Genomic DNA, 26,177 nt, shown 5'->3' with positions numbered 1-26,177 from the left:
GCGAACAACTGCTGCGGGTCAATGTGCCGGGGGCCGGAACGCCTTCCATTTCTCGCCAGGGTCTCTCATGCCAAAGATCGGAATGTGGTTCATACGGATCGCCCTCGTGGTGGCCGGCATCGCTGTCCTGTTCTTCTCGATGTGCCATAAATCGGAGCCGGAAAAGGACGCCGCGGTAAAAGAGGCGTTCCCCGACGACGCATCCACGGCGGGGCTCGCGGCACAAGCGGCCTCCGCGACCGGGCTGGATGCGGCCGCGGCGGCGGCGATCGCGCTGGCCTCCGCCACGGCCGCCGGCGTCGCCAGCGCCGCCTCGTCGGCCGGCGCGCCGACGTACCCCGATCCGCAACCCGATACATCGGCCGTGACGCCGCATCCCGATGACACGGCGTCGGAAGCGGCGACCGCCGCGACGTCACACGCGCCGACGCCGGCGCCAGCCGCCGCAGCGGCCGCGCAGGGGCGCCCCGAAGCCACGTTGGTGCCCACGCCCGCCTTGCAGAAACACCGTCAGATACAGATAGACGCGGCGCGGCGCGCGATCGCCCAACACCGGCCGCCGGCCAACCGGATGGCGCGCGCGCCCGCATCGCCACGCACTTCGGCGGTACCTGCCCCGGCATCGCGTCATCCCTCCGCGCCCGCGGCGGGCATCGCCGCCGCGCCGGGATCGGTCGACGCCGGCATGGCCAGTACGCAGCAGGCGGCCGCCGGGATTGCGGCGAATCGCGCGGACGCCACCGGTTCGGTACTGCCGACGTTGCCCGCCTTCGCCCCCTCGCCGGCCACCCGAGCGGGCATCCCGCACACCGTCAAGACGCATCGGACGCCGTACGAGGCCATGCCGCCATCCAGTAGCGTCGAAGATTTCTACGGTAGGCCATAACGTCGAGACGGGCGCCATGCGTTTCGAAGCGCACGGCGCCGTCGCGGTCGCTTCGGTACGACTGCGCCCCTTGCCGCGCGTAGCGTGCGACGACCTGCGGGTGCGGATGCCGGTACCGGTTCAGATAGCCCATCTGAAAGACCACGTGCGCCGGCGCGACCGCGGCGACGAAGGCATCGGTGGAGGACGTCCGGCTGCCATGGTGCGGCGCGAGCAGGATCGTCGCATCGAGTGGCGTCGCGGCACGCAGCATCGCTGCCTCCTGCGGTGCTTCGATATCGCCGGCGAGCAGGAGCGTGTGCCGCGCGTTGGCTACGCGGATCACGCAACTCATGCCATTGGGCGCGGCGCCGGCATCCGGGTCCGCCGGCCACAAAACCTCGAACGTCACCCCGTCCCAGCGCCATGACGCACCTCGCCGACAGCGGGTGACGCGCGCGCCGCCGTCGCGCGCGGTCATCCATAGAGGCTGCGCCGGCGGCAGCGATGCCAGCAGCTGCCGCGTCGTCATCTGGGTGAGCACCGTGCGCGCGCCGCCGTAATGATCGTCGTGATCGTGGCTGACGACCAGCGTGTCGAGCGTGGTCACGCCCTGTACGCGCAGCGACGGCACGATCAGACGTTCGCCGGCATCGGTGCGGCCCATCGGCGGGCCGGTGTCGTAGAGCATGCGGTGCCCGCGTGTCTCGACCAGCGCCGCCATGCCCTGCCCGACATCCAGCAGCGTCACGCGAAATTCGCCGCTGCCCGGCGGCGCCGGCCGGTAGAGAAACAGCGGCGCGCACAGAAGCGGCGCGAGCCGCTGCAACGGCAGGCCGCGCGGGCCGAGTCCCCATGCCACGCCGAGCAGCGCGGCCGCGAGCGTCGGTACGTCGGGCGCGGCGACGTTCAGCATGGCCCACCCGGGCGCGGCAAGCACATCGAGCGCGCGGCCGAGCCAGGCGATCAGCGTATGGGCGGCATGAAACGCCAGCGCATCGCAGGGTGCGGGCAGCACCACGCCCGCCAATACCGCCGGCACCACCAGGAAACTCACCCAGGGAATCGCCACGGCATTCGCGAGCGGCCCGAGCAGCGGCACCTGCCCGAAGAGGCTCGCACCCGCCGGCACCAGGGCGACCGTGACGGCGATCTGCACCCGCGCCGCGCCGCCGAGGCCCGCGGCCAGATGCGGCCAGGCGCGCCGCCAGGCACGGCGCGCGGGACCCGCGGGCGAGCGCGCCGGACCGTGCCGGGGGGAGGCGGGCAACGCCGCTGCTGCCGTCGCCGCGGCCGGCACCGCCGCGTCGTGCGGCGTCACGGCCCGCGCCGTCGACGTCGTTGCGAAGGCGATCGCCGCCACCGCGCCGAACGACAGCCAGAAACCGGCCGCCGACACCGCCCAGGGGTCCGCCACGACGACCGCCAGCAGCGCCCACGCGAGCACCCGCGACGGTGCCGGCGCGCGGCCGGCGAACGCGGCCGCGCACACCACCGCCAGCATCCAGAAAGCCCGTTGCGCCGGGACGCCGAAACCGGCCAGCGCCACGAACCATGCCGCCGCCAGCAGCGCGCAGACGGCGCCCAGGCGCGGCGCCGGCCAGCGCAACGGCAAGGCGCGGCCCCGCCAGACGCCACGCCGCCAGAGACCGCCCCCCAGCAGCGCGGCGAAGCCGGCGACGAGACCGACGTGCAGACCCGACACGGCCACCAGATGGTTCGTGCCGGTCCGACTGAAACGCAGCCAGTCCGCGCGCGTGATCCCGCCCTGATAACCGATCGCCAGCGCGGTCACCACGCCCGCATGCGGCCGCTGCGGCAGGACCGCGTCGATTCGCCGCGCGATGCCGCCGCGCACGCGATCGATCCATGCCCGCGCGGCGAACAGGGTGGCGTCCGGCGGGGAGATGCCATCGGCCGCCACCGCCGGCTGTCCCGTACGGACGTGGCCGGTGGCGCGGATGCCGCGTCGCAGCAGCCACGCCTCGGTGTCGAAACCCCCGAAATTCGCGTTGCCATGCGGCCGTTTCAGACGCACCGTCAAGGTCCAGCGCTGCCCCGCTTCGAGCGCCGGCACCACGCTCCCCCTGCGGTACGCGCTCGTCCACGACAGACGCACGCGCGCCGGGAAGCGCGCCGCGGCCACCCCGGCCGGCAGCGCGGAATGCACCGCCTCCACCCGCAGGACAAACCGCACGCCGTCGTCGGCCGGCTCGGGCAGGCCCTCTACCCGTCCGCTCAGGCGCACATCGCGTTGTTCGAGCGCTTCGGGCAGCACGGTCGAAAGCCGCATCTGCGCACGCCACGCGGCCCAGTCGTATCCGGCGAGAAGCGCCGCGCTGGCCAGCAGGAACGGCGGCACGCAACGCCACGCGCGGGAGTATCGGGACGCGAGCAGGAACAGTACGCAGGCCAGCGTCAGGGCCGCCAGCAGCGCCGACGACGGCAGGCTGGCGGCGCGCTGCACCGCACAGGCCCCCACCGCGAACGCCGGCGCGAAGATCCGCATCCTCCTGCCCCTCGAGTCTGCGGCGCCCGCGCGCCGCTCAGGCAGGAATTATCGCGGCACGTGCGCCAGCCGCGGCAAGGCGGCGAACGCATTGGCCGTCGTGCAGTCGGCCAGTTGGTCGAGGGACAGTTCGCGCAGCTGCGCCAGGGTCTGGGCAATGCGCGGCACCTGATCGGGGCTGTTGCGCTGCCTGTAGCGCCAGGCAGGCGCAATATCGGGCGCGTCGGTTTCGACGACCACCGCCTCGAGCGGCAGCGTCTGCGCGAGCCGCCGGATCTGCAGCGCGCGCTCGAAGGTCATCGCGCCGCCGAAGCCCAGCCTGAAGCCCTGGCGGATGAACCCATCCGCCTGCTGGCGGCTGCCGTTGAACGCATGCGCGATGCCCTGCGTGAGGCCGAAGCGCCGCAAACCATGCAGCACCTGATCCTGCGCACGCCGCACATGGCAGATCACCGGCAGATCGAATTCTCTCGCCAGCCGCAACTGGGCATCGAAGACCCCGCGCTGGCGCGCGTCGTCGAGCCCGGGCACGAAGTAGTCCAGGCCGATTTCGCCGATGCCGACGAAACGGGAATCGTCCAGGCTCGCGACGATCGCCGCGCGCAGGGTCGCCAGCGCCGCGTCGTCGGCCTGGGCGGTGAACAGCGGATGGATCCCCAGCGCGTACGCGCCGCCCTGGATGCGATGCGCCAGCGCGCGCACCGTGGCGAAGTTCGCCGGGGTCACCGCCGGGATGACGATCGTCGCGACGCCCGCCGCCCGCGCGGCGGCGGCGACCTGGTCGCGATCGGCGTCGAATTCACCGGCATCCAGATGGCAGTGGGTATCGATCCACATCGGCTGTCTGCCTAGAGCATTTCCCGGAAATCGGGATGCAGTCCCGTCTGCGCGCCGATCACCTCGGGCTGCTCGTCGAGCTTGCCGGTGCGCAGGCGCAACACCCGGTCGCACCGGCCGGCAAGGTCGAGATCGTGGGTGACGATCACGAAACTGGTGGAAAGCGTCTGCGACAGCTCCATCATCATCGCGAACACCCCATCCGCGGTGTCGCTGTCGAGGTTGCCGGTCGGCTCGTCGGCGAGCACGCAGGCCGGGTCCGTCACCAGCGCGCGGGCGATCGCCACGCGCTGCCGCTCGCCGCCGGACAGCTCGCCCGGGCGGTGGTGCGAGCGATGCGACAGCCCCACGCGGTCGAGCAGCGCCGCCGCCTTCGCGCGCGCCGCTTTCTCGGACAGGCGGCGGATACGCAAGGGCATCGCGACATTGTCGAGCGCGCTGAATTCGGCGAGCAGGTGGTGAAACTGGTAGATGAAGCCAAGCGAGCGGTTGCGTACCTGATCGCGCTCGCCTTCGCTCAATGTCGAGTACGGGCGGCCCAGCACCGCGACCGTGCCGGACGTCGCGTCGTCGAGTCCGCCGAGCACGTGCAGTAAGGTGCTCTTGCCCGAGCCGGACGCGCCGACGATCGCCACTTTCTCGCCGCGCGCGACGGTCATCGAGGCGTTGCGCAACACGTCCACGCTGATGCGCCCCTGCAGGAAGCTTTTCGACACGTCGCGCGCCTCGAGGACCAGGGACGGGTCGAGGGCGAGGGCCGGGGTCAAGGTGTCGGGATGCTTACTCATAGCGCAGTGCCTCCGCGGGTTTGACGCGCGAGGCGCGCCAGCTGGGATAGAGCGTGGCGAGCGCCGACATCGCGAAGGCGATCACGCCGATGCGCAGGACGTCGCTCGGCTCCAGCTGCGACGGCAGCTCGCTGATGAAATACACCGATGGCGGCAGGAACTGCACCTGGAATACATGTTCGATCGCCGGCACGATGACCGGGATGTAATAGGCGAGCAAGCTGCCGAATCCCACGCCCAGCGCGGTGCCGATGAAGCCGATCGTCACGCCCTGGATGAAGAAGATCTTCATGATCGAGCGCCGCCCCGCGCCCAGCGTGCGCAGGATCGCGATATCCGGCTGCTTGTCGGTGACCGTCATCACCAGCGAGGACACCAGATTGAAGGCCGCCACCGCGATGATCAGCGTCAGGATGATGAACATCATGCGTTTCTCGATCTGCACCGCCGAGAACCAGGTCTTGTTCTGCCGGGTCCAGTCGCGGATGTACAGGTCGCCCGAGAGCGTCTTCGACAGGTCGTACGCCACCTGCGGCGCGCGCTCCATGTCCTTCAGCTTCAGACGCACGCCCGAGGGCGCCGGTCGCCGGAACAGCGCCTGCGCGTCGACGATGTCGATCAGCGCGAGGCCGCTGTCGTATTCGTAATGCCCGGACGAGAACACGCCGACCACCGTGAACTGCTTGAGCCGGGGCAGCACGCCCGCCGGCGTCATCGTGCCCTCGGGCGCGACCAGCGTGACCTTGTCGCCCAGCCCCACGTCGAGGTTGCCGGCCAGCTCCTTGCCCAGCACGATGCCGAAGCCGCCCGGCGTCAGGTTCGCCAGGCGCCCCGCGGTCATCTCGCTGGCGATGTCCTCGACCTTCGCCTCGGCGCTCGGTTCGACGCCGCGCAACGCGACGCCGGAGACGGTCTCGCCGCGCGTGAGCAGGGCCTGCGCATCGACATACGGCGCGGCCGCGACGACCTCGCGATTGCGCAGCGCCTCGGTCGCGGTCTGCCGCCAGTCGGGGATCGCGCCCGTCGGCGAGTAGATCTCGACGTGCGCGAGCACCGACAACATGCGGTCGCGCACCTCGCGCTGGAAGCCGTTCATCACCGACAGCACGACGATCAGCGCGGCCACGCCCAGCGCGATGCCGACCATCGAGATCACCGCGATGAAGGAGATGAAACCGTTGCCGGTGGTGCGCTTGCCGGCGCGCGTATAGCGCCAGCCGATCTGCCATTCATAAGGGAGTTTCAAATGCGGTCTTCCTGGTCATAACGGGGTCAGCCGGCAAGTTTGCCATACAATGCGGTGATCTATGCATGAACCCACCCTTCACTTTCTCTTGCCGTTCGCGTTGCCTGCCGCGCAGGAAGGCGCCGCGGTACTGCCCGCGCGCGCGACGCCCGGGCTCGACCAGCTGGTGCGCCGGGCCACGCTGCGCGAACGCGTGCCCGGCGAGGATTTCCAGCGCAGCCTGCCGCACGAGCAGTGGCTGGCCGCGCGGCACGGCATCGCGGTACCCGACGGCGGCGACACCCCGCTCGCGCCCTATATGCTGCTGGCCGACGGCGGCGCGCCCGGACGGGCGACGTGGGCGTGCCTGCAACCGGCGCACGTCGCGGTCACGCACGACCATCTGGTGTTGCTCGACCCCGACACCCTGGCGCTCGACGACGCCGACGCCCGCGCGCTGATCGCGCAGGCGCAGGCGTCGTTCGACGAACGCGGCCTGACGCTGGTCGCGCCGACGCCGTTGCGCTGGTACGTCAGCGGCGACGCCCTGCGCGAGCTGGACGGCGCGGCGCCGCTGCGGGCGATCGGCCGCAGCATCGATATCTGGCTGCCGCTGGCCCGCGCCACGGGCGCGCGTTCGCGCCCGTGGATGAGTCTGCAAAACGAGATCCAGATGGCCTGGCACGAGCATCCGGTCAACGAAGCCCGGGAACGGCGCGGGCAACTGGCGGTGAATACCGTCTGGCTGCACGGCCAGGGCGCGCTCGCGGAGCCGGATGGGCCGGCGCACCCCGCCCGGGATGCGTCGTCGGATGCGTCGTCCGAACCGGCGCTGGCCCGCGCATTCGACACGCTCTATTCCGACGCCTGCGCGACGCGCGGCCTCGGGCTGGCGACGCGGGCCGGGGTCGCGCCGCTGCCGCCCACGTTCGCGGCGCTGTTGACCGGGATGACGGGCGCCGCCGCGACGCGCGCATCCGCACGTCCGGGGGACGGGCCCGTACCCCGCCCGGCCGACCCGCGCGCGCTGCCGATCCTGATCGAAATCGGCGGCCTCGCCGCCGCCTTCGTCAACCAGGACTGGGGCGACTGGCTGGCCCGGCTCGCCGACATCGATGCGCAGTGGTTCACGCCCGCGCTCCAGGCCTTGCGGGACGGCCGCGTAGGTCGGCTGCACCTGACGCTGGGCAGCGACACCGGCACCGTGACGCTCACCGTGACGCGTGGCGATCTGAAGAAATTCTGGCGCCGCCGCACCCTTCTTTCCCTGCTTGCCGGCACGGCCGACGTCATGGCCGCCGATGCCACGGCGGCCCCGCCCGCGACCCCCTCGGCGCACCCATGACCCGGATTCAAACACGCCCCTGCGCACCCGCCGACACCGAGACCCTGATCCGGCACGGCCTGCATCCCGTGCTCGCGCGGCTGTACGCGGCACGCGGCATCCGCGCCGCGCCCGATGTCGAGACCGGCCTCGACAAATTGCTGCCGCCCCACCTGCTGCGCGGCATCGATGCGGCCGCCGCCCGGCTTGCCGACGCCATCGCCGCGCGCCGGCGGCTGCTGGTGATCGCCGATTACGACTGCGACGGCGCGACCGCCTGCGCCGTCGCGGTGCGGGGCCTGCGCATGCTCGGCGCCGACGTCGACTATTTGGTGCCGAACCGCTTCGAATACGGCTACGGCCTGACGCCGGAGATCGTCGCGCTCGCCCTGTCGAATACGCGCCGCCCGCCCGAGCTGCTGATCACCGTGGACAACGGCATCGCCAGCGTCGAGGGCGTGGCGGCGGCGAACGCGGCCGGCGTCGACGTCGTCGTGACCGATCACCATCTGCCGGGCGACACGCTGCCCGACGCGTGCGCCATCGTCAACCCGAACCAGCCGGACTGCACGTTCCCGAGCAAGCATATCGCCGGCGTGGGCGTCATCTTCTACGTCCTGCTCGCGACCCGCGCGGCGATGCGCGCGCGCGGCGTGTTCGACGCCGCCAGCCAGCCGAAACTCGTGCGGCTGCTGGATCTGGTCGCGCTGGGCACGGTCGCCGACGTCGTGCGTCTGGATCCGAACAACCGGGTACTGGTCGCCCAGGGCCTCGCACGCATCCGCGCCGGCAAGACGCAACCCGGCATCGCCGCGCTGTTTCGCGCCGCGGGCCGCGAGGCGCGCACGGCCGGCGTGCAGGACCTCGGTTTCGCCGTCGGGCCGCGCCTCAATGCCGCGGGACGCCTGGCAGACATGTCGCTGGGCATCGAGTGCCTGCTGACCGACGATCCGGGCCGCGCGTGGGAACTCGCGCAGGAGCTCGACGGCATGAACCGCGAGCGCCGCGAGATCGAGACCGGCATGCAGCACGAAGCGCTCGCCGCCCTCGACAGCATCGACCCGAGCGACCCCGGCCGCACCACGCTGACGCTGTACGATCCGCTGTGGCACCAGGGGGTGATCGGCATCGTCGCCTCGCGCTTGAAGGAACGCTTCTACCGGCCGACGATCACCTTCGCCCCCGCCGACGACGACGGCGAACTGATCAAGGGCTCCGGCCGCTCGATTCCCGGTTTTCATCTGCGCGACGCGCTCGACCTGGTGTCGAAGCGCCACCCCGGCATGCTGCTGAAATTCGGCGGCCACGCAATGGCCGCCGGCCTGACGCTGCGCGCCGACGACTTCGCCCGCTTCACCGAGGCGCTGGAAACGGTCGGCCGGGAGTGGCTGCCGGAACAGGCGCTGCAACGCGTGCTGGAAACCGACGGCGAGCTCGAGGACGCGTATTTCACCGCGCAAGTGGTGGAGATGCTCGACGCGGCGATCTGGGGCCAGGGCTTTCCCGCGCCGGTGTTCTCCGGCGTGTTCGAGGTGCGCGCGCAGTCGCTCGTCAAGGACAGGCACCTGAAGCTGCAGCTCTTTCGCGGCACGCGGCGCTTCGACGCCATCTGGTTCAACCGCACCGAGCCGCTGCCCGAGCAGGCGAGCGTCGCCTACCGGCTCACGCGCGATACGTGGAACGGCGTGACGCGCGTGCAGATGATCGTCGAGCACGCGCACGCCTAGGCCGGCCGGGGATGCGATCGGCTATAATCCTCCGCTTGAAGAATCCCGTAAAAACCTAGCTTTTTGGAATGAAACGACATGGAAGCGGAACGTCTGAACGCAATCGACTCGACCATCGCCGATTTGCGCATTCGTGCGTCCGACCTACGGGGGTATCTTTGACTTCGATGTCAAGCAGGCGAAACTGATCGAAGTCAACAAGGAACTCGAGGACCCGACGGTCTGGAACGATTCGAAACACGCGCAGGCGCTCGGCCGCGAGAAGAAGCTGCTCGACGGCGTGGTCACCTCGCTGGTGCAACTCGACGAGGATCTGCTGAACGCGCAGGAACTGTTCGAACTGGCCCGCGAGGAAGGCGACGAGGACACGCTCGTGTCCATCGAAGAGGAAGTCGCCGAACTCTCCGCGCGCGTGGAGGGTATCGAGTTCCGGCGGATGTTCAGCAATCCGGCGGACCCGAACAACGCCTTCATCGACATCCAGTCGGGCGCGGGCGGCACGGAAGCGTGCGACTGGGCGGCGATGCTGCTGCGCCAGTACCTGCGCTACTCCGAGCGCAAGGGTTTCAAGGCCGAGATCCTCGAACAGTCCGACGGCGACGTCGCCGGCATCAAGAGCGCCTCGATCAAGATCGAGGGCGAGTACGCGTACGGCTATCTGCGCTCGGAAACCGGCGTGCACCGCCTCGTGCGCAAATCGCCGTTCGATTCCTCGGGCGGGCGGCACACCTCGTTCAGCTCGGTGTTCGTCTATCCCGAAGTCGACGACTCGATCGAGGTCGACATCAACCCGGCGGATCTGCGCATCGACACGTATCGTGCCTCCGGAGCCGGCGGCCAGCACATCAACAAGACCGATTCGGCGGTGCGGATCACGCACGTGCCGACGAACATCGTCGTGCAGTGCCAGAACGACCGCTCGCAGCACCGCAACCGTGCCGAGGCGATGGCGATGCTGCGCTCCAAGCTGTTCGAGGCGGAGATGCGCAAGCGTCAGGTCGAACAGGACAAGCTCGAAGCAGGCAAGACCGATGTCGGCTGGGGCCACCAGATCCGCTCGTACGTGCTGGACCAGAGCCGGATCAAGGACCTGCGCACCGGCGTCGAGATCAGCAACACCCGCTCCGTGCTGGACGGCGACCTCGACGAATTCATCGGCGCCAGCCTGAAACAGGGCGTCTGAGCGGTACGGACGCCACCGCTCCACCGCCACCTTGCCGGGCCCGCGCGTTCATCGCGCGTTCGGCACGGTCGGCCCGAATAATGCACCCGCTTGCCCGACGCTCACCCCGCAATGACCGATACCCAGAACACGCCCGCCCCGGATTCCGCTGCCGTCCCGGTCGCCGAAGACCATTCGATCCTCGCCGAACGCCGCGAGAAGCTCAACGCGATGCGCGCGGCGGGCCCCGCCTACCCGAACGATTTCGCCCCCACCCACCACGCCGCGCAGCTGCATGCCGCGCATGGCGAGTCGGACAAGGAGACGCTGGAAAGCGCCGCGCTCGACGTCGCGATCGGCGGCCGCATGATGCTCAAGCGCATCATGGGCAAGGCCAGTTTCGCCACCATCCAGGACGATGGCGTGCAGATCCAGCTGTTCGTCACCCCCGCCGACGTCGGCGCCGAGACCTACGACGCGTTCAAGAAATGGGACCTCGGCGACATCGTCGCCGCCAAGGGCAAACTGTTTCGCACGAACAAGGGCGAATTGTCGGTGCGCTGCGAGAGCCTGCGCCTGCTTGCCAAGTCGCTGCGGCCGCTGCCCGACAAATTCCACGGTCTCGCCGATCAGGAAATGCGCTATCGGCAGCGCTATGTGGATTTGATCGTCACGCCGGAGGCACGTCGCACCTTCGCGAATCGCACGCGCATCATCGCCGCGATCCGCCAGCAGATGGAGGGCGCGGGCTTTCTCGAAGTCGAGACGCCGATGCTGCACCCGATCCCGGGCGGCGCGAGCGCGAAGCCGTTCACGACGCATCACAACGCGCTCGACATGCAGATGTATCTGCGCATCGCGCCCGAACTCTATCTGAAGCGCCTGATCGTCGGCGGCTTCGACCGCGTGTTCGAAATCAACCGCAACTTCCGTAACGAGGGCGTGTCGCCGCGTCACAATCCGGAATTCACGATGATGGAGTTCTACGCCGCGTACGCCGATTACCGCTGGCTGATGACCTATACCGAGGACCTGATACGCGGCGCCGCCATCCGCGTGCTGGGCAGCGCGACGATTGCCTATCAGGGCCGCGAGCTGGACTTTTCCAAGCCCTTTCACCGCATGACGATCAAGCAGGCGATCCAGGCGCACGCGCCGCATTACAGCGATGCACAGCTGACCGACAGCGATTTCCTGCGCACGGAGCTGCGCACATTCGGCCTCAACACGGCGGCCGCGCCGCTTGCCAAGGCCGGCATCGGCGCGCTGCAACTGGCGCTGTTCGAGGAAACGGCCGAGTCCAAGCTGTGGGAGCCGACCTTCATCATCGATTATCCGGTCGAGGTCTCGCCGCTTGCGCGCGGCTCCGACGCGGACCCGGAAATCACCGAGCGCTTCGAGTTGTTCATCACCGGACGCGAAATCGCCAACGGCTTCTCGGAATTGAACGATCCGGAAGACCAGGCGGCGCGCTTTCGCAAGCAGGTCGAGCAGAAGGACGCGGGCGACGACGAGGCGATGTACTACGACGCCGACTTCATCCGCGCGCTCGAACACGGCATGCCGCCCACCGGCGGCTGCGGCATCGGCATCGACCGTCTGGTGATGCTGCTCACCGACAGCGCGAATATCCGCGACGTGATCCTCTTCCCGCATTTGCGCCGGGAGGACTGAACGCCGCGCGACCGGTACAACTCGTTACATCTTGTCACCCATGCCTTTCCTTTAATATCAGACACTAGTCTCAATAAAAATGCGTAAAGCGCACGGAGGTGGAAGATGGAACCAGTCAAATCAAACGGCAATGGCCGCTCGCGGATTCATCCGCTGATGGCGGGTGCCGCGGGCGCGGTGATCGTGGCATGCGGCGTGGGTGTCGCCGCCATGACCGGGATACTGCCGCACGCGGGTGCGCAGAATTCGCCGCCGCCGGTCGCGGCGCCCGCGCCGCTCGCCGCGGTGCCGCTCGCGCCCACGCCGGTCGCCCCGGCGGCCGCCCCCGCGCCGATGCAGTTGGCTCAGAACGAGGCGCCGCGGCCCGACTACCGGCCGGCTCCGCCGCCGCCGCCCCGCCCCGCGTTCTGTCACACGTGCGGCGTGGTGACTTCCGTCTCCCAGTACAAGACCGAAGGCCATGGCACGGGCCTGGGCGCAGCGGGCGGCGCGATTGCCGGCGGTCTGGTCGGCCATTCGTTCGGCGGCGGTAACGGCCGCACCGCGACGACGATCCTCGGCGCGCTCGGCGGCGGTCTGGCCGGCAACAGCGTCGAGCGGCACGTGCGCAGCACGACGTCGTTCCGCGTGAACGTGCGGATGGAAGACGGCACGTATCACAGTTTCAACTATGCCAACCCGCCGCCCGTGTCGCAAGGCGAACGCGTGCATATCGTGCACGGCGCGCTACGCGCGGGTTGAGCGCGGGTTGAGCGCCGCGGGCCCGGTCCGGCGCCACGCCAGGGTCGGCCCGATGCCGGCCGGTTCGGTTTTCCCCTAGCTTTCTTCCGGCCGGGTTCGGCGCAATTGCGCTTCGAACGCGTCGTCCAGTTTGCTGCGCCGCACCGGCCGGGCCGGGCCGAACGCATTCACGAAGGTCACGAAATCGTCCAGCGGCAGGCGCGGCGACAATGCCGCGTCGCCCTGGGCGCGGTCGACCAGATAGAACAAACCCCCGCTGACCATGACCATCGCATAGCGCGGATGGCCGGAACGTACCTTGAGCCGCTCGATGGCGGCGGTTGCGCGTGTGGAACGCATCATTTCTCCGCGGGTGGCGTCCGGCCCGACCGCCGCGCATGCTGTCGCGCGCGAAAGACGCCAGGGCCCGGACAGGGGACGACCCCCACTGTAAACCATCGACGCGCGGGCATCGCGTGCTTTCGTCATGGGCAGCAATGCAGGCGTTCAGACTTGCCCTATGGCTTTCGGGAGATGCCGCCCCTATAGTGGCATCTCAGTCGCCTGACACAGGCTTTTCGGACGCGCTGACGTCCCTCCCGTCCCTATCAATGCGACCCGGCCCGACCGACCGCCCGACCCATCATGAACGATCTCATCCGCGCTTCGCAGTCCGACGTCAGCACGCGACATTTCTTTAGGACCACACAATATCGCTCCCGAACCGCACGGCCGACACGTTCACGCAAACGGCAACGCGGTTTCGACCTCATACAGCTGGCGCTGGTCGTCGCGCTGATCGGCATGCTGATGAGCGGCGCGCTGGTCGGCGTGCCGCGGCTGATCGATTCGATCAAGACGGGTCAGCAGGCCGACGACATCCGCGTCTTCGCAACCCAGGTCCAGGGCAACGCGGCGATGTATCCCGAGCCGGAGATCACCGCCGCGGTACTGCACGGCTTCGACGTCTACCCGCTCGGCCAGGGGAACGTGAGCGGAACGGCGATCACGTATGCGGGGCGGCTCAACAGCGATGTGATCGTGACGAAGGTGGAGAAGCAGCGTTCGCTCACCGTGACGCTCTCGGTGCCGACATCCGCCTCCTGCCAAAAACTGGTGCGCGAGGTCGGGCCGCTCGCACGGGCGATCAAGATTGCCGGCAAGAGCGTCGAGCGCGGCACGAATTCCCGCTTCGACAACACGACGATTTCGACGAACTGCCAGGCCGCCGAGGGCGAAGATGCCGGCCGGGAGATCATTTTCACGATCGACATTTGACGCCCGGGCGGAGTTTGCGGCATGCGCATCACCTTTCCATCGATCCGTCGTCTCCCTTACGCCCTCCTTTATGCAGTCCCCTTGCTGACAAGCGTCGGCCCGGCCATGGCATTGCCGGAAGCCGCCTTCGACGCGTCGCCGCCGCCGTCGCCATCGGCGGCGGCGGCGGATAGGGCATTGGATGTGGCGGCCGGCATGGGAACCGCCGGCGTCCCGGACGACACGACCGCCGAACCGGACGTCACGCTGATGCTGCGCTCCGGCGAAGCGCGACTTTCCACCGTACTCGCCGAATTCACCCGGGATCACGGCTGGGAGCTTGCCTGGGAAATCGACCGCGACTTCCCGATCGATCATCCCGCGCGTTTCGACGGACCGTTCCTCGACATCATCGCAGCGGTCGTCGGTTCGCTGCGCAAAACCGATGCGCCGGTGCGGGCGAAGATCTACCGCGCCAACAAAGTCGTGAGGATCGTGCATGCGACACGCTGACCCCCTTCGAATGACATGGAAGACCATGCTGCTGGGCGGCACGGTCGCATTGCTCTCGGCCTGCCAGAACCTGAGAACCGTCGAAGAGGGCAAGGCCCGCGTCGATGCCGTCAGGTCCGACATCGACGCGGCGCGGGTCAATGCCGACAGTGCGCGGCAATTGCTGGCCCCGCTGGTGGAGGAAGACGGCGCCTGGCTCGCGCGACGCTCGATTCCCATCGAGGAAACCGACGTCATTCCCGCGCGGTTCCACCGGCCGGCCAGTTTCCATTCGGGACGCGGCTTGCCGCTGTCGCTGATCCTGGAAAAAATCGCGGCCGGACAAGGTATCGCCATCCATGTCGCGCCCGACACGCTCGCGACTCACCCTACCCCGCCACCGACGGGCCGGCCGCCGCACCACGGCGGCGCGCTACGCGCCTCGGTGGATGGAAAGGCCGATGTCGGCGAAGCGCGCGTCCAGCTCAATTACGCCGGTACGTTGCGGGGCCTGCTCGACGCATTGGCCAATCGCTCCGGCACCTATTGGACCTATCGCGACGGCAGCGTCGTCTTCGCCCGTTACAAGACGCGCACCTTCCAGATCGCGTCGATGCCGGGGACCTCGGTCTTCGCGTCCTCGGTGGGCAGTCAGGTCAAGACGACCGGCGAAGGCGGGAGCGGGAGCGGCCGGAATGCCGGCGAAGCCGGTTCGATGCAGATGAATTTCGGCGGTACGTCGCTGGTCGGCATGGGAACGAACCTGAACTTCTGGGAGGAAGCCAATACGGCGATTCAGTCGATGCTGTCGCCCGCCGGGCGAGTCAGCGCCTCGATCGCGACCAATTCGGTGACCGTCACCGATACCGCCGACGTCATCGACCGCATTCGTCGTTTCGTCGAGCGCGAGAACGCCGTTCTGGGCCGCCAGGTCAGCCTTCGGGTGCAGGTGTTCTCGGTCAAGCTCAAACAGGCGTCGCAAAGTGGCATCGACTGGAGCCTCGCCTTCCAGGCCGGTGGCGTCAATGCCGCGATCGGGGCCGGCAACCCCGACGGCGCGGCCCTGCGCGGCGCGCTGATCTCGGCGTCGAGCGGACCCTGGAGGAACAGCCGCTTCCTGGTGGCCGCGCTCCAGGAACAGGGCGACGTCACGACCGTCGTCGACACCGCGATCGTCACGCTCAACAATCAGCCCGCCCCGCTCGCGGTCACGAACAACCTGACCTATCTGTCGAAGATCAGCGTCAGTCAAAGCATGGCTTCCAGCGGCGGCGACCGCCTGTACTCGGCGGAGCCGGCGAACCTGACCACCGGTTTCATCATGAATCTGATGCCGACGCTGCTCGATAACCGCAGCGTCATGCTCCAGGTACAGCTGAATCTGTCGAGCCTGATCAGCAAGGGCAAGGCGGCATTCGGGCCGACAGGGGCGAACAGCAGCATCACGACGCCGGAGACCTCGGCCATCCAGACCCTGCAACGTGCATCGCTGAAGTCGGGCGATACCCTGTTGCTCACGGGGTTTCGGCGCGACGACAACGACAATCAGCGCCGGGGCCTGTTCAGCCTCCTGACCGGTCACGCCACAACCGCGAAGCAACAGGAGGAATTCGTCATCCTGATCACTCCGCAGTTGATCGAGGGCGTGTGACATGGCCCGTTACGTCAGCGACATCGGTGACATCGGCGGCATCGGTGGGGACCTGATGGTCGAACTGACCTGGGAAAACCTGCTGGGCGTCGACAAGGAAGCGCGCGAGATCGGCGACCTGTGCGCGCGGCGCGACGCGGATCGCGTGGTCGTGATCACCGACGATCTCGGATTGCGAACCGCGGGGCTCGTGGGCCGCGAGGATGCACGCGCCGATCCCGAGACGTCCGCGATCTACGCGCTCGCGGGCATTCTCGCCGGCCGCAGCGCGGGGCGCCCGCTGGTCTTCCTGCACGCGCTGGACGCGCGGGAAAACGATACCCTCCTCATCGCCGTGAAGGCCGGACGTCCCGAGATCGATCGGGTTCTGCCCTTGCCGGGCGCGCTGCGCGAAGCCGAACGCTTCATCGAGACGCTCGACGACGACTGCCGGCTTTGCGGCACCCATTCGGTTCCGGGAACGGTCGCCGAACCGATGCCGCTACCAAGCGGCGCGACGCTGTCCGACACGGAACGGAACAGGTATCGCATCGTTCGGCAGCACACACGTTTCGCCCGCCGCACCGTCACGCTGCGCGCGCGGCGCACGCAGGTACTGGCCGCCGGCGGCGGCGTACTCGCGCTCGCGCTCGTCGGGGTGAGCGCCGGCATCGCCACGCGGTTATGGCGCCGGCCCCCGTCTCCCGCGGCGCCGCGGGCCGCGCTGCCAACCGATGCCGTCGCGCTGCATCGGCAGCGTGTCGCGCATGCGATGGCACAGGCACGCAAGGCGCCGGGTCGGGCACATGCCGCGCGCATGGTCGCGCTGCTGCGCGACCTGCCGATCGACGCGGCACGGTGGCGCCTGGCCGAGATGCGGTGCGTGGATGACACCTGTTCGATCCTGTGGCGACGGCATCCGGGCGGGACGCTGGAGGATCTGCTCGACGTCCGCCCGGCGGCGCAGCCGTGCGAGGACGATTTCGATCGCGCAGCCGAGCACATCGCATGGCATGACGACACATCGGCCGCCGCACCGGCTTCACTCGCGCTGCAAAAGCGCGAGGACTTTTATCGCATCGCCAATTCCCGCGCGCAACGGTTGCGCGACGCCGGCCTCGCGATGGAACTGGGACCGACGAGCCCGATCGTGGCGATGCCATCCGACGTCGCCCTGCCCGCATCGGTGCCGGTTCCCGCCAAGGGCGAGTGGGCGGTGTCGGGGCATCTCGCCTTCATCGACTCGGTGCCGGGCCTGCTCGGCAGGACGGGAAATATGAGCGTGCGCGAAATGACGATCGAAACCGATCCCACGCCACCGCGGTTTCGCGCCGCAGGAGACTTCTATGTCGAATAAGACCGCTCACGCCACGCTGCGCGCGATGCGGTTCGCGCTGCCGTTCGCGCTGGCGATAGGTTTCGCGCCGTGCGCCGGCGCATCGCCCGCCGATGCATCGCCCGCCGATGCATCGCCCGCCGACGCAGGCGCGACCGACGCGCAGGAAGCGGTAGCGGCGAGCGAGAGCGTCGACGCGTTCGCGCGGCGCCAGCTGGAGGACCATCCGCGCGGGGCGGCGTCACCCGGCAGCGGACTCGAACTGATGTTCACACAGGCAGAAGGCAAGGCCCGTAGCGCCTATCTGCTGGTCGACGGACGCTACGGCAAGGACGTGCGACGCGGCGACATCGTCAAGGGCTGGACGGTTCGCGCGATCGATAGCGACGCCGTGGAGATCGACAAGGACGGACGGCGCGAGAAATTGTTGCTTGCCAGCGAGGCGACGTCGCATCAGGCGACGGCATCGACCGATCGCGCGCAAACCCGGTGACGCATCCCATGCGCACGTCCCTCCGCTCTTTCCTGACGCGTTGCCGTCCCGGAAGGACGGCGCGGCCGCACGGGACCACGCGCGCCGACGCGATGTCCACCGCGGTGCCCACGACGGCGGCGCTGCCGATCAGGCAGTTGTCGGTGGAGACACTGCGCAAGCACCATTGGCGGCTGGAGGTCGACCTCGTCCTCCCAGGGTACGAAGATCAATCGCTGGTGCTCGTGTCGCGCGCCACGATGCGCTATCTACTGCTGATCGACGAACAGGCGTTCCAGCGCATCGGGCCATCGGACCTGCTCGAACGGTTCGACAGCGCGCTGCGTTCCAGTCGCAAGCTGCGACGCGAAGGCCTCTACATCGGCGACATGGAAACGCTGCTCCTCGCCCATTCCCGGCTGCAGCAGGATACGGCGGTGGCCGCCAGGGTGATCGAGCAGCGCACCGGCGCGCACCGCAATTTCAACCTGCTGCTCGAGACCGCACTGGAACTCGACGCCTCCGACATCCATCTCGAATTTCGCGAGGGCAAGGACGTCGCCGTACGCTTTCGCGTGCATGGCAAGATGCGCAGCGGCCGCGAGACGTCGCCGCTGTTATCGGATCACGTCGCGATGCTCGACGCGGTGACCGCCGCCTACAACTCGCGCGCCGATTTCAGCAGCCGCAGCCACAACCACTTCGACGAGCATCAGCACCAGAGCTGTTCCGTGCCCGTGACGATCCGGGGCCGCCGGTATCAGCTGCGTTTTCAAAGCGTGCGGGAGAATCGCGGCCTCGACGTGGTGTTGCGGATCCTGCTCAACGAAGCGCGAGACACCGATGTGATGACACTCGCGGATCTGGGCTACGCCCCGGACCAGATCACCATCCTCGAAAACGCCGTGCTGCGCTCGCCGGGCCTGTTGATCATCGCCGGGGAAACCGGCTCGGGCAAGTCGACGACCCTGCGCACACTGATGGGCTATGAACGCGCGGCGGGCAAGAAATTCTATTCGATCGAGGATCCGGTCGAATACATCCAGCCGCACGTGACGCAGATCCCCATCCAGCGCCGTGCCGAGGCCGGCGGCGAATCCGCGTTCGGCGCGGCGGCGCGCGTCGTCCTGCGAGGCGACCCGGACAAGATCATGCCGGGGGAAATCCGTGACCGCGAGACCTGTGGTTTCGCGAAAGCGATGACCGAAACCGGCCATCAGGTGCTGTCCACCGTGCATGCATCGAGTTGCTTCGGCATCCTGCAACGCCTGACCAGCGAGGAGCTCGGCATGCCCCTGCATGCGATCGCGGCGCCCCGCTTCCTGGTCGCGCTCGTGTATCAGAAACTGCTGCCGGAATTGTGCGATCGGTGTCGCCGTCCGGCGCGCAGCCACCTCGACGACGCGCGTTGCGCGATCCTGTGCGAGCTCGGGTTCGCGTTGCAGAGCGTGCAGGTCGCCGGGCCGGGCTGTTCTTACTGCAAGTACCTGGGCACGCGGCGCCAGACCGTCGCCGCGGAGGTCTGCGAGATCGACGAGGCGATGCTGCCGCTGATCGCGGAGCGACGCTTCTGGGATCTTGAAAACCGTTGGCGCATGCTGTCCGACGCCTGCCTGGACAGTGCGCGAATGAGCGGTAAAACCGCGATGGAACATGCGCTGTACAAGATGTCGATCGGGCGGGTGGATCCGTGTGACGTCGAAGCGGCATTCTATCCATTGCGCAAACTGATGGAGGAACGGCGCGTGGCGCGTCCTGCCGCCGCGCCGCGAGGTGCGTCATGCTGATGCAGCGGCTACGCGCCATCCGCGCGCGCGCCGCCGTGCTGCCGCGCGGCGCGGCGTACCGAGGTTTGCGTGCGGCGGTTCGGCGCTTTCACAAACGCCGCGCCAAATTCTATGGCGACTTCGCCGACGCGCTCGAAGACGGCGCCAACCCCTTCGATCTGTTTTCCCGCAAGCATGCCCGCGCCGTGCAACGCAAGGATCCGATGGCACCGCTCTATGCGCTGTGGCGCGACCGGACCGGTGCCGGAAGTTTGCGCAAGGCATGGCATGGAACCGTCCCGGATGACGATCTGATGATCGTGGCTGCCGGCGAAAAGGCGGACCTTCCCGCGGCCTTGCGCTTCCTCGCGAAGGTCATCGCGATCCGCGCGCGGAACCGCACGGCCGTCATGCTCGCGGTGGCGCTGCCGGTGTTTCTGTTCGTGCTGATGATGGGCGTGCAGATCGGCGTGGCGCTCGGCATGATGCCGATCATGGTGCAGATCATCGCCGTGGAGCACATGCCGCCGGTCGGGCGCGCGCTGCATGACGTCTCGCTTTTCGTCGCGCGCTACTGGACAGTGGTCTATGGCGCGCCGGCGCTGCTCGCGCTGGCGTTCTTCCATTCGCTGCCGCGCTGGACCGGGCGGCTGCGCGCGAAACTCGACCGCTTCCCGCCGTACTCGATCTATCGGGATTTGCGTTCAAGCGAATTCCTGGTCTCGCTCGCCGCGCTGACCGCGGCCAATACCTCGACCTACGACGCCGTCGCCCTGCTTTCCGCCAATGCGTCGCCCTGGCTGCGGCAGCATCTCGCGCGCATGCGGCTGTCGCTGCGCAGCAGCCGCAGCATGCTGCTGGCGATGGACACGGGCCTGTTCTCCGACGAGATTTTCGACCGTGTCATCGAATACGCGGAACGCAGCAATTTCGAGCAAGGTCTGCGCAAGATCGGCATGACGACGATCGAGGAACTGGCGGAGACCCTCTCGCGGCGGTCGGTGGTATTGCGCAACGTCCTGCTGGTGGGCGTCGGGGGATTCATCCTGTTTACGGTGATGGGGATGCTGCAGATCGGTCAGGAAGCGTCGAACCGCATGCAGGCTTTGATGTGAAGAAGCCCTCGCCCGGCATGCGTAGCCCTTCCCATCGTCCTGCCGATGCGGCCTCGCGGCGCACGCAGCGCGGATTCGGTCTGATCGGCGCGGTGGTTGCCGCGGCCGTGCTGAGCATCCTGATGGGGACGATCGCAACGCGGATGTTGCACGACATGCGGGTGCGACAGGGGGAACTGATCGGCCAGGAAATGGCGCGCGTGAACAGTGCGGTGATCGATTTCACGCGCCGGTATCCCGAAGCGATCAAACGGCGCGCGTTTGGCGAAACCCCCTTCTCCTCGCCCGAAGCGATGAAAACGGAGCAAGATCGCGCCGCGGCACGGCTGCTGAATGAAACCCGGCTTCTCACGCCGCCCCGCACGCGGACGCCGTACCGCCTGCAACTCCGAGACGGCGCGCTGCACGACCTCTTTTTCAGTGTCTCGGCACGTGGCGTCGGCGTCGCACCGCCGCTGCCGGACCATCGCTATGTCGTTCATTTCGATGTGGGCGGCCCGCTGTGCGACGCGACCCGACCCGGACGTTGCGCGATCGACAGCACCCTGTATATCGACAAGCCTGTCCGGCGCAGCGAAAACGGCAAGGCGATCGATGACATCAAGCTGAATGCCGCCCTGCGTCAGCTTGGTCCCGGTGGCGGCATGTCCCTGCCCTCGTCGCCGCAGCGCATTACGTTCGCCGCACCGCAAAACGACAGGGAACGCCCTCCACACTACGACAACCCCGCCGAAAGCCACCCCGCCGGCATCCTGCTGATCGACAACCTGCGCCGCGTCGATCACCTCCCCTTCCTGCGCACCACGGGTGGCGAACTCAGCGGATCGATCGATATGGCCGGGAACGATGTGGACAACGTTCGCACGCTCGCGGTCGAGGAAATCGTGGTGGGATCTTCGGCACACGGCGAGGGAGGATCCGCCATCACCCTTGCGTCGGGGAGAATCAACCTTGGGGGCGCGGCGATCGATTCGGCGGGAAGCATCGGCGCCCAAAGCCTGTCCGTGAAAGACACGATCCTCGCCAAAGGCTGGCTCGAAGGCGGCAGCATAAAGACGGACGGCACCGTGCGCGCCGCGGGCGACATCGCCTCCGGCGGCGATCTTTCCACCGCGGGAAGCCTGGTTCTGGGAACGAAGAAAAAAGGACAACGGTGCGCGCCGGATGGCGCATTTTCCTCGGGAGCCGGCCCCATCCTGCTGCAGTGCCGGGCCGGACAATGGACGGAGATCGGCGCCGACGCCCGGACCGTCGCCAGCGAAGTGCGGATCATACAGCGGCGGGAGGAAGGCCGACTCGAGCAACGAAGCCTGAGCGTCAGGGTTGGACCGCGCTATCCACTGCAATACAACTACTCTTCCGCATCGATCGAGGACGAATGGGACAGCTGCGCGATCGATTATGTCGACGATCTCTTCGATGCCAGTCTGCGTTACACCCAGGGTACCTTCCGCAAACGCTGGTCGGTGCGCGGGCAGGCGCCGTATGCCTACGTAAGGGAGATGTGGGGCACGGCCTACGTCAAATGTGAAAGACGCATATTCGATTGAGATGTCCCATCATGCAACTGCGAGTCCGGCGCCTTCTCGCTCCGCACTCTCGCCGCACCGGCCACGTTCAATAATCCGCTTCCTCGATCCACGCCGATTGAATCGCTTCCAGGATCTTCTCGTTCGAGCGATCCGGCGCATCGTCGAACCCTTCCAGCGCCACCACCCATTTGTGCAGATCGGTAAACCGCACTTGCTGGGGATTGACGTCGGGATGCGCCTCCGACAGGGAGATCGCGATGTCGTTGGTGTCGTTCCATTTCATGATCCGGACTCCGTTCAGTGTTCTTCTTTCGCGTGGTTGATCGTGTAGCGCGGAATCTCGACGACGAGATCCGTATCGGCCGGCACGAACGCCTGGCACGACAGCCGCGACGCCGGCTCCAGTCCCCAGGCCTTGTCCAGCAGATCTTCCTCGTCATCCTCGGCCGGCGTCAATGCATCGAAACCCTCACGGATCACGACGTGACAGGTCGTGCACGCGCACGACTTCTCGCACGCGTGGTCGATCTCGATACCGTGGTCGAGCAGATTGTCGCAGATGGTCTTGGCGGTATCGGCGTCGATCACCGCGCCCTGCGGGCACAGCTGCGCATGCGGCAGCACTACGATTTGGGACATGGCATTCTTCCTGTTCAAACGGTCCTGACGTTTCCGGCCCCCGGGCCGGAACGCCTCAAAGAGTATGACGCAGCCTCTAGTCGATCTCGCGGATGTTGCGCCCGGCAAGCGCCGCGCGGATGCTCTTGTTCATCCGCCGCGCGGCGAACTCGTCGGTGACGGCGGCCATGTCCTTGATGGCGGCCTCGATCGCATCGGCGTCCTCGCCCGCGGCAACCGCGCGAAGCGCGATGACCGCCCGGTCCACCGCCTGCCGCTCCTCGGCGTCGAGCAGCTCGCCGTCCAGTGCCAGCGCGGACGCCGTGGCATCGAGCAGCCGTCCGGCATCGACCTGCTGTTCGCGCAGCGCACGTGCCTTCATATCGTCGGAGGCACTGCGGAAACTGTCCTCGAGCATCCGCGTGATGTCCTCGTCGCCCAGCCCATACGAAGGCTTGACGACTACCGACGATTCGACGCCCGAGAGCGTTTCGCGCGCGGACACCGACAGCAGGCCGTCCGCATCCACCTGATACGTCACGCGGATGCGCGCGGCGCCCGCGGTCATCGGCGGAATACCGCGCAGCTCGAAGCGCGCCAGCGAACGGCAGTCGGTGACCAGTTCGCGCTCGCCCTGCATGACGTGGATCGCCATCGCCGTCTGGCCATCCTTGAAGGTCGTGAATTCCTGTGCCCGCGCGACGGGAATGGTCGAATTGCGCGGGATGATCTTCTCGACCAGTCCGCCCATCGTTTCGACGCCGAGGGACAGCGGAATGACATCGAGCAGCAGCCAGTCGTCGCCGTCCGCGCCGCGGTTGCCCGCCAGCAGATCGGCCTGGATCGCCGCGCCGACGGCGACCACCTGGTCCGGATCGATGTCGGTGAGCGGCGGCTGGCCGAAGAAGACCTCGACCGCACGGCGCACGCAGCGCATGCGCGTCGCTCCGCCCACCAGCACGACGCCCTTGACGTCGGCCGGCGCCAGCGAGGCATCGCGCAGCGCGCGGCGCGTGGGAGCGAGCGTGCGCTTCACCAGCGGTTCGACCCATTGCGCGAAATCGGTTTCGGAAAAAGTAAACTGGATCACCTGTCCGCTCGATAGCGTCGCATCGACGCGGGCGTTATCGGCCCCCGACAATGCCTCCTTGGCGACCCGGACGCGATCGAGCAGCAACCGCGTGTCCTCGGCGGGCAGCGTGCCGTTCACCCCGGCCGCGTGCAGCAATTGCGCCAGCACGGCCTGATCGAAGTCGTCGCCGCCCAGTTCCGTGTCGCCGCCCGTCGCGAGCACTTCGAAAACGCCCTGCGTCAATCGCAGGATCGACAGGTCGAACGTACCGCCGCCGAGGTCGTAGACCGCGTACGTCCCTTCCGCACCATTGTCGAGACCGTAGGCGATCGCCGCGGCGGTCGGCTCGTTCAGCAGGCGCAGCACCTCGAGGCCGGCCAGTTGCGCGGCGTCCTTGGTGGCCTGACGCTGCGCCTCGTCGAAATATGCGGGAACGGTAATCACGGCGCCCACGAGGGACTCGGCCAGCGTCGCTTCGGCGCGCGCGCGCAGCACGGCGAGGATGTCGGCCGAGACTTCGACCGGACTCTTCACGCCCTGCACCGTGTCGATCTTGACCATGCCCGGTGCGTCGACGAAGGCGTACGGAGCCTGGCTGCGCTGTGCATCGGCGAGGCCCCGTCCCATGAAGCGCTTGACGGACACGATGGTGTTGCGGGGGTCGATCGCGGCCTGTTGCTTCGCGGCGCGGCCCACGCGGCGTTCGCCATCCGGCAGGTAACGCACGACGGATGGCAGGAGCACCTGCCCCGCTTCGTCCGGCAGGACATCGGCGATGCCGTTACGTACCGCCGCGACCAGGGAATTCGTGGTACCGAGATCGATGCCCACGGCGACGCGACGCTGATGCGGGGCGGGCGCCATGCCCGGTTCGGATATCTGAAGTAAGGCCATCTTGTCGTTTTAAGGGGGAGTGAATGGCGCAGGGCCGCGTCATGCAGCCGGGAGCGGAACGGCGGGGTATCGCGGCTTCGGCGCGTCGGTTCCGCACGGCGCCGGTGCATTGGCCAGGATCCGCGGCGCGTCGGCCGGCACCGCAGCGCCCACGCGGCGTGCGCCTGCGGTTACCGCCGTGCCGCTCATGCGTCTTCGAGACGCTCGATCTGCCTGCCCGCGGCCTCGGCGACGCGCTGTATGAACAACAGCTCGCGCGCGGTTTCGGCGGCGGGCTGATCGGCCCCGCCATCGAGCCAGCCGGCGAGCTTGTCGAAACGGATGCGCGCGGCATCGCGCAGTTCGCTCAGCACGGCGTCCAGCGCCGCGACATTGCGCGCCGCGGCGCCGTCGTCGATCGCTTCGCGCCATTCGATCTGCTGCATGAGAAAATCCGGCGCGATCGCCGTGTTCTGCTCCGCCTGCACGTCGATGCCGCGCAGTTGCAGCAGGTAGATCGCCCGTTTCAGCGGATCGCGCAGAACCTGGTACGCCTCGTTGGCGCGCGTCGCCCATTGCATGGCGACGCGTTTTTGCGCATCGTCGCCGCCTGCGAACCGGTCCGGATGCACCTGTGCCTGAACCGTGCGATAGGCGCCATCCAGCGCGACCTGGTCGAGCGCGAAACGCGCCGGCAGGTCGAACAGCGCAAAATGCGTCGCGTCGGCAGTAAGGGTGGAGATCGGCATCGGGATCGTTCCGTCGAAGCGAGTAACCGTCCGTCAGGAAAGGTCAGATGCGGAAGGATTCACCGCATCCGCACTCGTCCTTGACGTTCGGATTGTTGAACTTGAAGCCTTCGTTCAGGCCTTCGCGCGCGAAGTCGAGTTCCGTGCCGTCGATATAGGCAAGGCTTTTCGGATCGACGATCACCTTGACCCCATGGCTTTCGAAAACCTGGTCCTCGGCAGCCAGCGCATCGACGTATTCGAGCTTGTACGCCAGGCCCGAACAGCCGGTCGTGCGCACGCCCAGGCGCAGACCCATGCCCTTGCCCCGCCGCACGAGGAATTTTGCGACGTGCTGCGCCGCCTTCTCAGTCAAAGTAATCGCCATTTCTCTCGTCACGCCCCGCTGCGAGGCGCTCCTGTGGTCCGTCGTCGCCGCGGGAGGCCGAATCTCC

At 68.0% G+C, this 26,177-nt stretch carries 24 protein-coding genes; 14 read left to right on the top strand and 10 right to left on the bottom strand.

Annotated elements, in window-relative coordinates; translation table 11 throughout:
- Nucleotides 1-67: 67 nt before the first annotated feature.
- Complete coding sequence (locus OVY01_RS11620; protein WP_267847581.1) at nucleotides 68-886, top strand: hypothetical protein; 819 nt, start codon at nucleotides 68-70, stop codon at nucleotides 884-886.
- Here the strand turns inward: OVY01_RS11620 and OVY01_RS11615 are convergent.
- The 4 genes from OVY01_RS11615 to OVY01_RS11600 are packed head-to-tail and all read right to left on the bottom strand — an operon-like array spanning nucleotide 813 to nucleotide 6,245.
- Nucleotides 813-3,374, bottom strand: coding sequence for a DNA internalization-related competence protein ComEC/Rec2 (locus OVY01_RS11615; RefSeq protein ID WP_267847580.1), 2,562 nt, complete (start codon nucleotides 3,372-3,374; stop codon nucleotides 813-815). The genes OVY01_RS11620 and OVY01_RS11615 overlap by 74 nt on opposite strands.
- Before the next feature lie 48 nt (nucleotides 3,375-3,422).
- Nucleotides 3,423-4,211, bottom strand: coding sequence for a TatD family hydrolase (locus OVY01_RS11610; protein WP_267847579.1), 789 nt, complete (start codon nucleotides 4,209-4,211; stop codon nucleotides 3,423-3,425).
- A gap of 11 nt (nucleotides 4,212-4,222) precedes the next feature.
- On the bottom strand, nucleotides 4,223-4,999 hold the full coding sequence (gene lolD, locus OVY01_RS11605) for a lipoprotein-releasing ABC transporter ATP-binding protein LolD (RefSeq protein ID WP_267847578.1): 777 nt from the start codon (nucleotides 4,997-4,999) through the stop codon (nucleotides 4,223-4,225).
- Nucleotides 4,992-6,245: a lipoprotein-releasing ABC transporter permease subunit gene (locus tag OVY01_RS11600; protein ID WP_267847577.1), complete on the bottom strand. Its 1,254-nt coding sequence runs from the start codon at nucleotides 6,243-6,245 to the stop codon at nucleotides 4,992-4,994. The genes lolD and OVY01_RS11600 overlap by 8 nt, the downstream gene beginning before the upstream one ends.
- A gap of 61 nt (nucleotides 6,246-6,306) precedes the next feature.
- On the opposite strand from OVY01_RS11600, the gene OVY01_RS11595 reads away from it, so the two are divergent.
- From OVY01_RS11595 to OVY01_RS11575, 5 genes are all read left to right on the top strand, one after another.
- The gene (locus OVY01_RS11595) at nucleotides 6,307-7,569 is read left to right on the top strand and encodes a regulator (RefSeq protein WP_267847576.1); all 1,263 of its coding nucleotides are present in this window, start codon (nucleotides 6,307-6,309) and stop codon (nucleotides 7,567-7,569) included.
- Nucleotides 7,566-9,275 carry a single-stranded-DNA-specific exonuclease RecJ gene (recJ, locus tag OVY01_RS11590; protein ID WP_267847575.1) on the top strand — a complete coding sequence of 570 codons (1,710 nt, stop codon included), beginning with the start codon at nucleotides 7,566-7,568 and terminating at the stop codon, nucleotides 9,273-9,275. The genes OVY01_RS11595 and recJ overlap by 4 nt, the downstream gene beginning before the upstream one ends.
- Nucleotides 9,276-9,353: 78 nt before the next feature.
- Nucleotides 9,354-10,458 (top strand): peptide chain release factor 2 gene (gene prfB / locus OVY01_RS11585; protein WP_267847574.1). Its coding sequence is split into 2 segments (ribosomal slippage): nucleotides 9,354-9,434 and nucleotides 9,436-10,458, totalling 1,104 coding nucleotides; the frame shifts between segments, so codons are not numbered across the junction.
- A 111-nt stretch (nucleotides 10,459-10,569) separates the two neighbouring features.
- The gene (gene lysS / locus OVY01_RS11580) at nucleotides 10,570-12,111 is read left to right on the top strand and encodes a lysine--tRNA ligase (protein ID WP_267847573.1); all 1,542 of its coding nucleotides are present in this window, start codon (nucleotides 10,570-10,572) and stop codon (nucleotides 12,109-12,111) included.
- 105 nt (nucleotides 12,112-12,216) lie between these two features.
- The gene (locus tag OVY01_RS11575; protein ID WP_267847572.1) at nucleotides 12,217-12,852 is read left to right on the top strand and encodes a glycine zipper 2TM domain-containing protein; all 636 of its coding nucleotides are present in this window, start codon (nucleotides 12,217-12,219) and stop codon (nucleotides 12,850-12,852) included.
- A 75-nt stretch (nucleotides 12,853-12,927) separates the two neighbouring features.
- Here OVY01_RS11575 and OVY01_RS11570 read toward each other — a convergent pair whose 3' ends face one another.
- Entirely contained in the window at nucleotides 12,928-13,191 is a 264-nt protein-coding gene (locus OVY01_RS11570; RefSeq protein ID WP_267847571.1) for a hypothetical protein, read from the bottom strand.
- Nucleotides 13,192-13,476: 285 nt separating this feature from the next.
- Between OVY01_RS11570 and OVY01_RS11565 the strand changes: the two genes are divergently transcribed.
- The 8 genes from OVY01_RS11565 to OVY01_RS11530 all read left to right on the top strand — a co-directional run bounded on the left by OVY01_RS11565 (nucleotide 13,477) and on the right by OVY01_RS11530 (nucleotide 22,449).
- Nucleotides 13,477-14,109 carry a hypothetical protein gene (locus OVY01_RS11565; protein ID WP_267847570.1) on the top strand — a complete coding sequence of 211 codons (633 nt, stop codon included), beginning with the start codon at nucleotides 13,477-13,479 and terminating at the stop codon, nucleotides 14,107-14,109.
- Nucleotides 14,110-14,190: 81 nt separating this feature from the next.
- Nucleotides 14,191-14,601, top strand: a complete 411-nt coding sequence (locus OVY01_RS11560; RefSeq protein WP_267847569.1) for a TcpQ domain-containing protein — start codon at nucleotides 14,191-14,193, stop codon at nucleotides 14,599-14,601.
- A 10-nt stretch (nucleotides 14,602-14,611) separates the two neighbouring features.
- Nucleotides 14,612-16,231: a secretin N-terminal domain-containing protein gene (locus OVY01_RS11555; RefSeq protein WP_267847568.1), complete on the top strand. Its 1,620-nt coding sequence runs from the start codon at nucleotides 14,612-14,614 to the stop codon at nucleotides 16,229-16,231.
- Between the two features lies 1 nt (nucleotide 16,232).
- Complete coding sequence (locus OVY01_RS11550; RefSeq protein WP_267847567.1) at nucleotides 16,233-17,567, top strand: hypothetical protein; 1,335 nt, start codon at nucleotides 16,233-16,235, stop codon at nucleotides 17,565-17,567.
- Nucleotides 17,557-18,039: a hypothetical protein gene (locus OVY01_RS11545; RefSeq protein ID WP_267847566.1), complete on the top strand. Its 483-nt coding sequence runs from the start codon at nucleotides 17,557-17,559 to the stop codon at nucleotides 18,037-18,039. The genes OVY01_RS11550 and OVY01_RS11545 overlap by 11 nt, the downstream gene beginning before the upstream one ends.
- An 8-nt stretch (nucleotides 18,040-18,047) precedes the next feature.
- The gene (locus OVY01_RS11540) at nucleotides 18,048-19,805 is read left to right on the top strand and encodes a GspE/PulE family protein (protein ID WP_267847565.1); all 1,758 of its coding nucleotides are present in this window, start codon (nucleotides 18,048-18,050) and stop codon (nucleotides 19,803-19,805) included.
- The gene (locus OVY01_RS11535; protein WP_267847564.1) at nucleotides 19,799-20,899 is read left to right on the top strand and encodes a type II secretion system F family protein; all 1,101 of its coding nucleotides are present in this window, start codon (nucleotides 19,799-19,801) and stop codon (nucleotides 20,897-20,899) included. Before OVY01_RS11540 ends, OVY01_RS11535 begins: the two co-directional genes overlap by 7 nt.
- Nucleotides 20,900-20,916: 17 nt before the next feature.
- Complete coding sequence (locus OVY01_RS11530; protein WP_267847563.1) at nucleotides 20,917-22,449, top strand: hypothetical protein; 1,533 nt, start codon at nucleotides 20,917-20,919, stop codon at nucleotides 22,447-22,449.
- 67 nt (nucleotides 22,450-22,516) lie between these two features.
- On the opposite strand, the gene iscX is transcribed toward OVY01_RS11530, so the two are convergent.
- From iscX to iscA, 5 genes are all read right to left on the bottom strand, one after another.
- Nucleotides 22,517-22,714, bottom strand: a complete 198-nt coding sequence (iscX, locus tag OVY01_RS11525) for a Fe-S cluster assembly protein IscX (RefSeq protein ID WP_267847562.1) — start codon at nucleotides 22,712-22,714, stop codon at nucleotides 22,517-22,519.
- A 14-nt stretch (nucleotides 22,715-22,728) separates the two neighbouring features.
- On the bottom strand, nucleotides 22,729-23,070 hold the full coding sequence (gene fdx / locus OVY01_RS11520) for an ISC system 2Fe-2S type ferredoxin (protein ID WP_267847561.1): 342 nt from the start codon (nucleotides 23,068-23,070) through the stop codon (nucleotides 22,729-22,731).
- A gap of 76 nt (nucleotides 23,071-23,146) precedes the next feature.
- Nucleotides 23,147-25,015, bottom strand: coding sequence for a Fe-S protein assembly chaperone HscA (hscA, locus tag OVY01_RS11515; protein WP_267847560.1), 1,869 nt, complete (start codon nucleotides 25,013-25,015; stop codon nucleotides 23,147-23,149).
- 185 nt (nucleotides 25,016-25,200) lie between these two features.
- Complete coding sequence (gene hscB, locus OVY01_RS11510) at nucleotides 25,201-25,743, bottom strand: Fe-S protein assembly co-chaperone HscB (RefSeq protein ID WP_267847559.1); 543 nt, start codon at nucleotides 25,741-25,743, stop codon at nucleotides 25,201-25,203.
- Nucleotides 25,744-25,786: 43 nt separating this feature from the next.
- Nucleotides 25,787-26,110, bottom strand: a complete 324-nt coding sequence (iscA, locus tag OVY01_RS11505; protein ID WP_267847558.1) for an iron-sulfur cluster assembly protein IscA — start codon at nucleotides 26,108-26,110, stop codon at nucleotides 25,787-25,789.
- Nucleotides 26,111-26,177: the final 67 nt, after the last annotated feature.

It is taken from the genome of Robbsia betulipollinis, from assembly GCF_026624755.1.
GTDB classification, from domain to species: domain Bacteria; phylum Pseudomonadota; class Gammaproteobacteria; order Burkholderiales; family Burkholderiaceae; genus Robbsia; species Robbsia betulipollinis.
The sequence above is the reverse complement of the archived record's forward strand: the minus strand, read 5'-3'. Positions and strand labels throughout refer to the sequence as shown.